Below are 11542 nucleotides of genomic sequence, written 5' to 3' on the forward strand. Positions count from 1 at the left end.
ATCCTGCTGGCAGTGGCCTCGCGGGATGCTGACAGCCCATGGGCAGCCTCGCGTCAAGGCCGGGATCAGGAAGACCTCCCCGTGCGCGACGAGCACGGGGAGGTCTCGAGATCACTGCGATTCCGGTCTCAGCGGAGGGCGGGCGCCTCGCCCGGCCTCACCGCTTCGGCCGGAAGTAGTGCCTGACCATGTAGGCGGTGACCTGGGCGCCGATCCTCGCGCCCTGCACGTCCGCCGTGCGCGTGTGGATGCCGCCCCACACGCGGGCCTCGATGACCTCGGCCAGGGCGTGCGAGAAGCCGCGGAAGCTCCTGGTGGTGCCCGAGTCGGCGCTGTAACCGCTGAACGGGATGTCGTCCCTGCCGAAGAAGTGGGTCAGCGCCGACATGCTGGCCGCCGTGAAGCACGTGTGCCCGGAGGTGTAGTCGGGGTGCGGCGGGGTGACCAGCAGCGGCGTCCAGTCCGGGTCGGCCGCGGTGCGGGGGTTGCCGTCGGTGTCGGCCAGGCGGATCGCCGTGACCGGCCGCCAGAAGGCCCACGCCGCCTTCTCGTTGTAACAGGCGGTCGTGGCGTCGGCCTCGGCCAGGTCGACCATGGCGAACATGCGGGCCGCCTGGAGCGGGTTCAGCTGCCGCGTCGTGGCGAGCCGGCGTTTGATCTCCCATTCGGCCAGGTGCCGGTCGTGCCACCAGATCGCGGCCTGCGTCTGGTCCTGCGTCCTGGTCGTGCTGTTCGCCGCGCCGACGCGCTTGAGCTCGTTGATGTCCTTGGCGTAGCGGGAGCTGGTCAGCGCCGGCGGGCCCGAGGTGCGGAACATCGACGCGCTGGGGAGAAGGAACGGCTTGAGATCCCCGACCCAGGCCCCGTCCGAGGCGTTCGTGGGCGGCGTCGGCCGCCACTGGCCGGGCTGCGTGCCGATCGGCCAGGTCTGGTCGCCGAACGCGCCGTCGTCCTCCCTGGCGGCGATCATCGCGGCCGCCGCCTGCTCGCCCACGGCGACGCCGCGTCGTTTCGCGCCGCCGTCGGCGATCGTGGCGAGATATTCGCCGTACTGGGTCGTCAGCCGGGTCTGCTGGGCGGGGAAGAGCTTGTTCAGCACGCGGAAGGCCGCGGTGGCGACGGCGGCCTCCGTCGACTCCCCGCCGTCGGCCCGGGGCGCGGTCAGGTACGGCTGGTAGGGGGTGCCCGCGATCGCGTTCACCGCGTCGTAGACGGCTCCGTGCACCATGGCGAAGCTGCGCGCCTGGACCTGCGGCTGCTGGCCGGCGACGTCCCAGATGGCGGTCTGGGCGTTGCGGTCCCAGACGATGACGGCGTTCTCGGGCGGTTGTGAGCCCGACGCGTACGCGGTTGACGAGCCCGGTCCCGCCGGGATGCCGGCGGCGACGACGAGGACGGCCAGCCATCGTGCGATGACCGGCCGTCGCCTACCAGGTGATTGAGGCATTTGTGAAAATTACTATGTCGCCTCAAGGTCGTTAAGCGGCCGAATGGGCGAAAACCCGATAACGGCACACCCGAAAAATGGGCCGGCCGGAACGTCGGCCGGTGCTGCCCCAGCGTGTCCTGGGCCGCGACGTCTTCGCCTGGCTGCAGGCTCTCGGTGTGGTCACCGCCCCGGTCACCGGGCGGTTCGGCCGCTTCGTCCGCGAGCGCGACCCGTTGATCGGCGTCGGCCCCGGGGAGCTGCGCCGCCTGGGCGTCCGCGTCGTCGACGGCGTCGTCTCCGCCGACGGCGGCCGGCTGCGGACGGCCGGCGGGCAGACCGTCACGCCGTCCGTCGTGATCTGGGCGACCGGCTACCGCCCCGACTACGGCTGGCTGCGGGTGCCCGGCGCGCTGGCCGGCGGCGTGCCGCTGCACACCGGCGGCATCAGCCCGGTGCCCGGCCTGACGTACGTCGGCCTGCCCTTCCAGCGCAACCGCGGCTCCGCCCTGCTCGGCTGGGTGGGACGGGACGCGGCCCTGGTGGCACGGAGCTACCCGGGCACGGCGCCGCCGCGGTCATCCGCGGCGGGCCCGATCAGCCCTCCGGCAACGCGGTGAGGACGGCGGCCAGCAGCGTGTCGTCCTGGCCGGGCGGCACCGAGCGCAGGTCGAGCAGGCAGCGGCCGCTCTCCACGCGGGCCAGCACGGGCGGCTGCGCCCGGCGCAGGACGGCGGCCGCCCGCCGGTCCAGCGCGACGGCGGCGCTCGGCAGGGACACCCCGGGCGCGCCGCCGCCGCCGACCACGCTCCGGCTGTCGACGGCCTCGGCGTCGATCCCCTTGTCGCGCAGCCGGGCCGCCAGGTCCGCGGCGCGGGAGCGCAGCGTGACGTGATCGGCGTGCAGGCTCTCCCAGGTCGGCGTCGGCGGGCCCGCGACCGTGGCCTCCAGCGCCGCCAGCGTGATCTTGTCCACCCGGAGCGCCCGGGCGAGAGGATGGCGGCGCAGCCGGTCCACGAGGTCCGCGCGGCCGAACAGCAGCCCGCATTGAGGCCCGCCGAGCAGTTTGTCGCCGCTGGTGGTGACGAGGTCCGCGCCCTCGGTCAACCAGCTCGTGACGTCGGGCTCCCGGGGCAGCAGCGGCTCGTGGGCCAGCAGCCCCGAGCCCGCGTCGGCGACGAGGGGAACACCCCGCTCACGGCACAACGCGGCTAGCCGCGACACCGGGACGTCGGCCGTGAACCCCTCGATCCGGTAGTTGGACGGGTGCACCTTCAGCACCATGCCCGTCTCCGGCCCGATCGCGTCGGCGTAGTCCGCCAGGGCGGTGCGGTTGGTCATGCCGACCTCGCGCAGCCGGGCCCCCGTGGAGACGAGCAGGTCGGGAAGCCGGAAGCCGTCCCCGATCTCGATCAGCTCCCCCCGGCTGACCAGGATCTCGCCGCCCGCCGCCAGCGCGGTGGCCGCCAGCACGAGCGCCGCCGCGTTGTTGTTCACGACGTGGACCGCCTCGGCCGCGGGCACCGCGGCGGCCAGGGCGGCCAGCGCCGTACGTCCCCGTCTGCCCCGGCCGCCCGTGTCGAGGTCGAGCTCGACGTCGGTGACCCCGGCGGCCAGCTCCACCGCCTGGCGGGCGGCGTCCGACAGCGGGGCGCGGCCCAGGTTGGTGTGCAGCAGCACGCCGGTGGCGTTGATCACCGGCCGCAGGCCGGCGGCGGAGTCGGGCAGCGCCGCCAGCGCCGCCGTCAGGACGTCCTCCGGCGCGAGCTCTCCCTCCCTGGCACGCCGCTGCGCCGCGACGACCACGGCCTTGACCTGGGCGTGGCCGAACCGCCGCCGGGCCTCGACCAGCCGGGGGTCGGCGAGCAGCGTGTCCGTCCGCGGGATGGATCGACGATGGTCGGTCACGCTAGGGATGTCCGTTCAGCGTGAGAAGCACGATGTCTCCAGGTCTCATACCGGGCCGATCAGGCATCATATGATCATCCGCCAGAAAAGCGATCATGACAGCCGTGATCGCCCTAAGGTGTGATCATGAAGAGGCTCACGCAGTACGCCCAGGGCGGTGGCTGCGCCTGCAAGATCCCCGCGGCGGACCTGGAATCGCTGCTCGGCAGCTCACGAATGCCGTTCCCGCGAGACCCCGAGGCGGAGCTCGTGGTGGGGCTGGAATCCGGCGACGACGCCGCCGTGGTCCGCACCCAGGACGGATCCGTGCTCATCAGCACGGCCGACTTCTTCACCCCGGTGGTCGACGACCCCTACGACTGGGGCCGCATCGCCGCGGCCAACGCCCTCTCCGACGTCTACGCCATGGGCGGACGCCCCGTGGTCGCGCTCAACCTGCTGTGCTGGCCCCCCGACCGACTGCCCTACGACCTGGCCGCCGAGGTGCTGCGGGGCGGCGCGGAGGTGGCCGCCCAGGCCGGCTGCCATCTGGCCGGCGGGCACAGCGTCGTGGACGCCGAACCCAAGTACGGCCTGGCCGTCACCGGCGTCGCCGACCCCGACCGGCTGCTGCGCAACGACGCCGGCCGCCCCGGCCTGCCGCTGTCCCTGACCAAGCCGCTCGGCCTGGGCGTGCTCAACAACCGGCACAAGAACACCGGCGAGGTGTTCCCGCACGCCGTCGAGACCATGACCCGGCTGAACGCGGACGCCTCGCGCCAGGCATTGGCCGCCGGCATCCGCTGCGCCACCGACGTCACCGGCTTCGGCCTGCTGGGCCACCTCCACAAGCTGGCCCGCGCCTCCGGCGTCACCGCCGTGCTGCACGCCTCGGCCGTCCCGGTGCTGGACGGCGCGGCGCAGGCCGTGAAGGAAGGGTTCGTCCCCGGCGGCTCCCGGCGCAACCTCGACTGGGTGGCCCCCCATCTCGATCCCGGCGACGTCTCCGAGGAGACCCTGCTGCTGCTCGCCGACGCGCAGACCTCAGGGGGGCTGCTGGTCGCCGGGGAGATCCCCGGCGCCCCCGTGATCGGCGAGCTGATCGAACACACCGGGCACACCGTCGTCATCCGTCCCTGAACGGGCCCGGTGCCGGGTTCGGGTTCTGCGCGGGAGTTCGACGTCGTCCGCAGGTTTATGATCTCTTTCGGAGGCGTTTGGGAGTCTGGTGATCCTCCTGGTCTTCAAAACCAGTGGCGCCGAGCATCTCGGCGCGGCGGGTTCGATTCCCGTCCGCCTCCGCTGATCAGCGAATCGGGGGATGGTTTGCGCACGGATCGACGCGCCGCGGAGCACGCATGCACGTGATCGCGACGGCGGGGCACGTCGACCACGGCAAGTCGACGCTGGTCCGGGCGCTGACGGGTATGGAACCCGACCGCTGGGCCGAGGAACGCCGCCGCGGCATGACCATCGACCTCGGCTTCGCCTGGACCACGCTCGGCTCCGGGGAGCGCATCGCGTTCGTCGACGTCCCCGGGCACGAGCGGTTCGTCACCAACATGCTGGCCGGAGTCGGGCCCTGCCCCGCGGTGATGCTGGTGGTGGCCGCCGACCAGGGCTGGCAGGCCCAGTCGGCCGAGCATCTGGCGGCGCTCGACGCCCTGGGCGTGCGGCACGGCCTCGTGGTCGTCACCCGGGCCGATCTCGCCGATCCCCAGCCCGCCCTGAGCCAGGTCCACGACCACCTGGCGGGAACCGGCCTGGCGGGGATCGACGGCGTGGTCGTCAGCGGGCGTACCGGGCAGGGGCTCGGCGAGCTGGAGACCGCCCTGGCCCGGCTCGCCGCCGCGCTTCCCGCGCCGGACACCGAGGGCGCCGTCCGGTTGTGGATCGACCGGGTGTTCACCGTCACCGGAGCCGGGACCGTCGTCACCGGAACGCTGACCAGGGGCACCCTCCGCGTCGGCGACGAGCTGGAGGTCGGCGGGCGGCGGGTCAGGATCCGCGGGCTCCACACGCTCGGCGAGCAGGCGGAGCGCGTCTCGGCGACCGCCCGCGTCGCCGTCAACCTGCGCGGCGTCGACCGTGACGAGCTGTCCCGAGGCGCGGCGCTGGTGACGCCGGCGGCGTGGCTGCCGACTCAGGTCGTGGACGTGCGGCTGAACCCCGCCGTGGAGCGCCGCAGGCAGGCCGCGCACCTGCATCTCGGCTCGGCCGCCGTTCCCGTCCGGGTCCGCTTCCTGGGCCCCGACACCGCCCGGCTCACCCTCGGCCGTCCGCTGCCGCTCCGGGTCGGGGACCGGGGCCTGCTCCGCGACCCCGGCAGGCAGGAGATCGTCGCCGGAGTCCAGGTGCTGGACGTCCGTCCCGCCGCGCTGCGGCGCCGGGGGGCCGCGGCGGCCAGGGCGGCCGCGCTCGGCGAAGCGCCGCTGCCCGACGCCGCGGCACTGCTGCGCTGGCACGGGCTGCTGACGGGAGGCGAGCTCAGGGCGATGGGGTGCCCGCCCGCCGGATCGCCGGTGGCCGGCGACTGGCACGCCGACCCGGAGCACTGGTCGTCGCTGACCCGCCGGCTCGCCGAGCACGTCGCGCGACGGCCCGCGCTCGATCCGGGGATCACCGTGGACGCCGCGGCGCACCTGCTCGGGCTGCCCGACCGGCGGCTCGCCGAGGCGCTCGTCAGGCCGCCGCTGGCGGTCGAGGGCGGGCGGATCCTGCCCGCCGGCAGGTCGCTGCCGCCCGCCATCGCCAGGGCGGTCGCGCGGCTCACCGCCGACCTGGCCGAGCGCCCCTTCGACGCCCCCACGGCCGAACGCCTGGCGGAGCTCGGCCTCACGGGCAAGGCGCTGGCGGCCGTGCTCCAGTCGGGGGCCGTGCAGTCGATCGGCAAGAACGTCGTGCTCATGCCCGATGCCCTGGACAGGGCCGCGGAGACGCTCGCGGGACTGCCCGCGCCGTTCACCGTCAGCGATGTCCGGGTGGCCCTGGCCACCAGCCGCCGCGTCGCCCTTCCCCTGCTGGAGTGCCTCGACGCCCGGGGGATCACCCGGCGCGTCGACAACGACCGCCGAACCCTGCGGCCGCCCCGCTGACGCCGGGCGGAACCCACGGGCCGCCTAGTGCCGGGCTCCTCCCGGCAGGACGACTGCCGCCAGGCCGGGCACGTCGAACAGCGGCCGGCCGCCCGAGGAGGAGAGCACCTCCAGCTCCTGCCGCCCGCGGGCCTGGTCCTGGGGCACCTGGACGACGGCGAAGCCGCCGTCCACCGGCCCGACCGGGAACCGGCCGGCCGGCAGCGGCAGGCGGGCCACCGGCCGGCCCGTGACGTCGAACTCCAGGACCGTGATCCGGTCGCCGGAGTACTCCAGGGTGAAGATCCGCTCGCCGCTCACCTGGACGGACAGCCCGTGGTCGGTGTCGCTGAGTACCCCCGCGCCGGACGTCAGGGTGAATGTGCGGCCGGTGCCGGCGTGCTCCAGCGTGACGCGGTCGAGCGGCGGCCTGCCGTACCGGCGGGCGTCGAGGAGGAGCGGCTCGCCCGACGGCAGCAGGCCGACCGGCTCCCGCCCGGGCGGCAGGTCGAGCTCGCGGGCGCGACCGCTCGGGAGTTCCAGCGTCCGGTAGGAGCGCACGTCCCCGCCGGCGTGGTAGCCGACGATCAGCCGCCGGGAGTCCGCGGACCACGCCCATGGGCTGTACGCGCTGTCCGCGCCGCCGCCGGCCGGCGGTTCGAGCCGGTGGACCGCGACCCCCAGAAGGTCTCTGACCTCGTACCCGCCCCCGACGGGTTGCCCGAGCCAGCGCCCGTCGGGGGAGAGCGTGATGTTGCCCGGCGGGCTGACCGTCCGCTCGCCCAGCAGGAACTGCCGGCCGTCCGCGAGCAGCAGGAAGGTGGGGCACTGCGACTGGCAGGCGGTGTACACCAGGACGCCCCGCCCGGCGGGGCCGGTGGCGGGCAGCGCCGGCGCCTGGGCGGGCGGCCGCACGGTGTGCGGCGGATCGGCCACCGTCACGGCGGCGTCCGGACCGGCGGGCGAACGCGCCTGGTAGGCGGCGAGACCGCCGACGGCCATCATGACGGCGGCCGATCCGGCGATCAGCGCCCTGCGGGTCCTGCGGGTGCGCAGCGTGCCGAGCGCCCGGCCGGCGTCGGCATAGTCACGCGCGTCCCGGCCGAGCTGGTGGAAGGCCTCTCCGAGGGCCCGGTTCATGAGCGCACCTCCGCTTCGAGCAGTCGGGGAGCCACCTTGCGCAGGCGTTTGAGCGCGTCGTGGGTGTGCCGTTTGACCGTGCCGACGGAGCAGCCCAGCTGGGCGGCGACCGTGCTCTCGGAGAGGTCCTCGTAGAACCTGAGATAGAGCACGAGCCGCTGCTTCGTGGTGAGCACGTTCAGCGCCCGCGACAACGCGATCTTCAACTCCGCCTGCGCGGACTCGTCGGCGGACGGCGGCGACTCGGGCAGCTCCGCGGTCGGGACGAACGCCAGCCGGCGGGGCCGCCGCCACGTGCGCAGCTGATTGATCATGACCTTGCGGACGTAGGGTTCCGGGTCGCCGCGCCTGGTCAGCTTCCGCCATCGTGCCGCGACCTTGATCAGCGTCTCCTGCACCAGATCCTCGGCGAGGGCGTGATCCCCGGTCACCAGATAGGCCATGCGCGACAACGCCAGGCCACGCGCGGCCACGAACTCGCCGAACCCGTCGTCGGTCACCGGCCCAACCCTCCGTCGTGGACGCCTCACCTACAACACTCATCGAGGCCGGTGGAAGGTTGAGCCGGTTTCTCAGACCGCGGCGCCCCACAGTGCCAGCCCCATCAGCAGGACCAGCGCCGCCCGGCCGAACGTGCGGACCGACGCCCGCTCCGCGGCGCCGAAGCACAGGCAGGGAGCCGCCTGCTCGCCCATGACCAGGAGATACGTCTGCGCCACCGTGAACGACAGGCCCAGACACGTCCCGGCCACGCCCACGAGCACGTCGCCGGCGACGGGGGAGAAGGCGGCGAGCGCGACGAGCGCCTCCACGGTCACCACCGTGAAGGCGCCCGCCCGGGCCACCCGTCCATGGAGCCCGAAGGCCGCCAGGCCGCTCAGGAAGGCGCCGAAGTGGCGCGCCTTCCCGAGCGCCGCCAGCACCAGGACGAGGCCCAGCCCGTAGCGGGCGACGAGGGCGATCACCCGATCACCAGCATCGCCACCACGGGCACCGCGAGCACGACGAACAGGACCTTCATCTTCGGCAGGGTGAAGTAGAACGCCGTGTCCGCCTCCATCCGGTCCCGCGCGAGGGCGAAGGTCAGGAGCATCATCGCCCGCGCCGCCGCGAAGCCGGCGCCCGCCAGGAGCGCCTCCTGCCAGGACGCCAGGAACAGGATCGCGATCGCCATGATGTGCGGCAGCCCTGTCGGCGAGTACGTGCGCATCCCCGTGCCCATCTCGGCGCCGAACTGCACGGCGCCCCAGAAGGGAATCCTGGTGACGAACTGCGGCACGAGCCGCGCGTTTTGGAGCAACGGGAAGGAGAGCACGTCCAGCTCGCGCAGCAGGAAGATCACCGCCGCCGCGGCGACCATGATCTGCAGAACCACTGTCGGGAACGGAGCCCGCAGCACGGAGCCGACGACCACCAGCACGAACGTGACGGCGCCCGCTCCCATGAACAAACCGGCGATGAAGCCGGCGACATCAGCACCCCGCCGGACCGACGAGGACAGCACCCAGGCGCTGTTCAGGCTTCAAACGGAGCCCGAGAGGGAGAAGCCGGCGACGAGGGCGGCCACCAACCAGGTGAAGCCCTTCGTGTCCGCGCCCGCAACCCTCGAGTACAGCACCAGGGCCTCCGCCGCCGCGATCAGTGTCAGACCGGGCACCAACAGGCGGACGGATCTTCTGGTGGCGGAGTCGCTCATGGACTCGGGTCAGATCGCCGTACGGCAGATGGAGAAGCGGGAGACGTTGCCGCCGCCGCAGTCGTGGTACTCGTACCAGCCGTCGGAGCACATGCGCCGGGTGCTGGTGGTGCCGCCGCCGTACCACTTCCAGGCGTTGTTGCCGTCGCAGCTGGAGGGGTTGTGGGTGTAGCGGAGGTTGTAGCAGGTGCCGGACGCGCCGTCGTTGCGGTGCCAGGCGCCGGAGCAGTTGCCCGAGTAGAGCGCGGTCGAGGGCACGCAGACGGAACTGGCGTTGGCGAAGCCGTGGCAGGTCTCCCACGCGGTGTAGGCGGCGGCCGTCGCGCCGCGCGGCTTGGACCAGGGCAGGAGGTCGAGAACGCCCAGCCCCGTCGCCACGGCGGCGCCGGTGGCGATGCCGAGCACGCGCCGCCTGCTCCAGCCCTCGCGGGTGGCGCCCACCTGCGTCGGCAACGCCTGCTCGGGCATCTCCTCGGCGCTGGGTATCTGGTCGAGTATCGAGGTCCGCTTCTCGGCCTTCACAGCTTCACTCCCTTTCTGTTCGCAACCGCTCGCTCGACGATCTCCGTGAGCGCCTCTCCCGACCCCACCGGAGCCGTGAACACCACGACGCCGTTCTCGTCCACGACGAGCAGGGCCGGGCTGTAGGGCACGCTGGCCGCGCGCCAGAGCGCCGGGTCCTTGATCACCCGGATGGAGCCGGGCAGGGACTTGTCGAACCCGGGGTCGTCCGACAGCACGGTGAACGACAGGTCCGAGGGCAGGTCGGCCGCCATCCCGGCGGCAGCGAGCAGGACGTCGTCGCAGATGGGGCAGCGACGGTTGACCTTGATGACCATGGTCGTGGCACCGGGAACGGCCAGCCCGTTCGCCTGGGCCTCGGGTCCGGCCGCGGCTCCGGCGAAGCGCACGCCGACGCCGTTGTAGGTGGCCAGTTCCAGTTCGCGTACCCGGCGGTAGAGCCCGGCGCCCGCCGCGAACAGCAGCGCGACCAGGACGGCCAGGATGATGACCACCGCGGTCAGCGGTTCCACGTCAGGCCCGCCACTCGACGCGCTTGACCTTGTTCAGGAAGTCGGCGGCGGTCTCCGGGGTGCCCGCGGCCGAGCGGGCCGCCACGCCTGCCTTGTTGTAGTTCGGGGCGTTCCAGGGATGCAGGGTGACGATGGCGGTGTCGGTCACCAGGAGGAAGGGGGCCACCGAGTCGGACGGAGGCGCGGGCAGCCGCCACAGCTCGCCCGAGGGCGCCCCGTAGCCCCGCCACTTGGGAATGCGGTTGATCCCCCCCTGCTTCGGCTCGACCGTCATGGTCCCGACACCCGCGATCGAGATCGCGTAGAGCTCCATGGAGACGTCGAACCGCTTGCCGCCGTCGGTCGTCATGCCCTCGGGGGTGTCCTGCCACGTCACGCGGCTGAACATGTCGACGATGTCGGCCGACTCCCACTCGGGGGCGTAGAAGAGCCCGTGCACCATGTGCCAGGGGCCGAGCCAGGCGGCCCACCTGGCGTCGGACGGGTCCCCGCAGTCGTAGACGACGACCTCGCCACCGGCCAGGGAGAAGCGCTCTCGCTCGCGTCCGCGGACCGAGTTGACGCCTGCCGTCAGGGAGGACAGGGGAGCCAGTTCGAGCCCCCAGGTTTCCGCAGTGGTGTTCCGCGACCCGTATTTCGGGGTGTAACGGACGTGGCCGGTCCAGGAGGCCAGCGAGGCGGCCTCGGCGTCCTCGACCTCGAGATGGAGGAAAGAGTTCTTGACGGTACGAAGAGAGGATAAATGCGCCATTAAGCCCCAGCCTTTCGTGGCAGATCGCGGGCGCTAGATCATTTGGCTCGAAGCCTTACACGCGCCATCACCCAGGTCAAGACACAAGATCCGCCCGTTTTTCTGCTGGTAAATTCGGGAGAAAGGTGCCATTACGGCCCTGTTACTTCGGTGTTGGCAAATGGCCATATTCCCGTCATCGGCGGCGGCGTCGATGACGCTCCCGGCAGGGCGAGGAGGACCAAGGTCCTTCGACCGACGGTCGTAGGGCACTGCCGGCGGGGCGCGGAAAACGGTGCGATGAAGGCGCGGAAGAGAACGACGAACCATCGCTGAAAGGGGATCGTCATGGCCGCCACGATCGACAGGCCCGTCACCTGCACGAGCATCACCGCCGCCGGACGCCGTCCGGTCGACTACGTCTGGGCGGTGGCCCGGATCGCGATCGGCTGGATCTTCTTGTGGGCGTTCCTGGACAAGACGTTCGGGTGGGGGTTCGCTACTCCGGCGGGCAAGGCGTGGGTCGCGGGCGGCAGCCCGACCACCGGGTTCCTC

At 72.7% G+C, this 11542-nt stretch carries 13 protein-coding genes, 1 tRNA gene and 1 pseudogene; 5 read left to right on the forward strand and 10 right to left on the reverse strand.

Going from position 1 to position 11542, the window contains the following annotated elements; genetic code table 11:
* Positions 1-157: 157 nt before the first annotated feature.
* Positions 158-1447, reverse strand: a complete 1290-nt coding sequence (locus tag ABZ444_RS28960) for a phosphatase PAP2 family protein (protein ID WP_358003326.1) — start codon at positions 1445-1447, stop codon at positions 158-160.
* Positions 1448-1548: 101 nt separating this feature from the next.
* Between ABZ444_RS28960 and ABZ444_RS28965 the strand changes: the two genes are divergently transcribed.
* Positions 1549-2046: a hypothetical protein gene (locus ABZ444_RS28965; protein WP_358003329.1), complete on the forward strand. Its 498-nt coding sequence runs from the start codon at positions 1549-1551 to the stop codon at positions 2044-2046.
* On the opposite strand, the gene selA is transcribed toward ABZ444_RS28965, so the two are convergent.
* On the reverse strand, positions 2024-3334 hold the full coding sequence (selA, locus tag ABZ444_RS28970) for an L-seryl-tRNA(Sec) selenium transferase (RefSeq protein WP_358003332.1): 1311 nt from the start codon (positions 3332-3334) through the stop codon (positions 2024-2026). The genes ABZ444_RS28965 and selA overlap by 23 nt on opposite strands.
* A gap of 126 nt (positions 3335-3460) precedes the next feature.
* Between selA and selD the strand changes: the two genes are divergently transcribed.
* The 3 genes from selD to selB all read left to right on the forward strand — a co-directional run bounded on the left by selD (position 3461) and on the right by selB (position 6408).
* The gene (selD, locus tag ABZ444_RS28975; RefSeq protein ID WP_357971926.1) at positions 3461-4453 is read left to right on the forward strand and encodes a selenide, water dikinase SelD; all 993 of its coding nucleotides are present in this window, start codon (positions 3461-3463) and stop codon (positions 4451-4453) included.
* 69 nt (positions 4454-4522) lie between these two features.
* Positions 4523-4616, forward strand: a tRNA-Sec gene (locus tag ABZ444_RS28980).
* Positions 4617-4671: 55 nt separating this feature from the next.
* Positions 4672-6408, forward strand: coding sequence for a selenocysteine-specific translation elongation factor (selB, locus tag ABZ444_RS28985; RefSeq protein WP_358003335.1), 1737 nt, complete (start codon positions 4672-4674; stop codon positions 6406-6408).
* A gap of 24 nt (positions 6409-6432) precedes the next feature.
* Here the strand turns inward: selB and ABZ444_RS28990 are convergent, their stop codons facing one another.
* The 8 genes from ABZ444_RS28990 to ABZ444_RS29025 form a co-directional block, all read right to left on the reverse strand.
* The gene (locus ABZ444_RS28990) at positions 6433-7527 is read right to left on the reverse strand and encodes a hypothetical protein (protein ID WP_358003338.1); all 1095 of its coding nucleotides are present in this window, start codon (positions 7525-7527) and stop codon (positions 6433-6435) included.
* Positions 7524-8027, reverse strand: coding sequence for a SigE family RNA polymerase sigma factor (locus ABZ444_RS28995; RefSeq protein WP_358003341.1), 504 nt, complete (start codon positions 8025-8027; stop codon positions 7524-7526). Before ABZ444_RS28995 ends, ABZ444_RS28990 begins: the two co-directional genes overlap by 4 nt.
* A gap of 72 nt (positions 8028-8099) precedes the next feature.
* A complete protein-coding gene (locus tag ABZ444_RS29000) occupies positions 8100-8492 on the reverse strand; it encodes a MauE/DoxX family redox-associated membrane protein (RefSeq protein ID WP_358003344.1) in 393 nt (130 codons plus the stop codon).
* A complete protein-coding gene (locus tag ABZ444_RS29005) occupies positions 8489-8971 on the reverse strand; it encodes a hypothetical protein (protein WP_358003347.1) in 483 nt (160 codons plus the stop codon). Before ABZ444_RS29005 ends, ABZ444_RS29000 begins: the two co-directional genes overlap by 4 nt.
* Before the next feature lie 78 nt (positions 8972-9049).
* Positions 9050-9223 carry a hypothetical protein gene (locus tag ABZ444_RS29010; RefSeq protein ID WP_358003350.1) on the reverse strand — a complete coding sequence of 58 codons (174 nt, stop codon included), beginning with the start codon at positions 9221-9223 and terminating at the stop codon, positions 9050-9052.
* Positions 9224-9232: 9 nt separating this feature from the next.
* Positions 9233-9745 (reverse strand): hypothetical protein, encoded by a 513-nt coding sequence (locus ABZ444_RS29015; protein WP_358003353.1) that lies wholly within the window; start codon positions 9743-9745, stop codon positions 9233-9235.
* Complete coding sequence (locus tag ABZ444_RS29020; protein ID WP_358003356.1) at positions 9742-10257, reverse strand: hypothetical protein; 516 nt, start codon at positions 10255-10257, stop codon at positions 9742-9744. Before ABZ444_RS29020 ends, ABZ444_RS29015 begins: the two co-directional genes overlap by 4 nt.
* 1 nt (position 10258) lies before the next feature.
* Positions 10259-11008 (reverse strand): hypothetical protein, encoded by a 750-nt coding sequence (locus ABZ444_RS29025; protein ID WP_358003359.1) that lies wholly within the window; start codon positions 11006-11008, stop codon positions 10259-10261.
* A gap of 327 nt (positions 11009-11335) precedes the next feature.
* On the opposite strand from ABZ444_RS29025, the pseudogene ABZ444_RS29030 reads away from it, so the two are divergent.
* Positions 11336-11542, forward strand: a pseudogene (locus tag ABZ444_RS29030) (hypothetical protein); the annotation flags it as partial.

The organism is Nonomuraea sp. NPDC005730, assembly GCF_040630865.1.
Lineage (GTDB): Bacteria > Actinomycetota > Actinomycetes > Streptosporangiales > Streptosporangiaceae > Nonomuraea.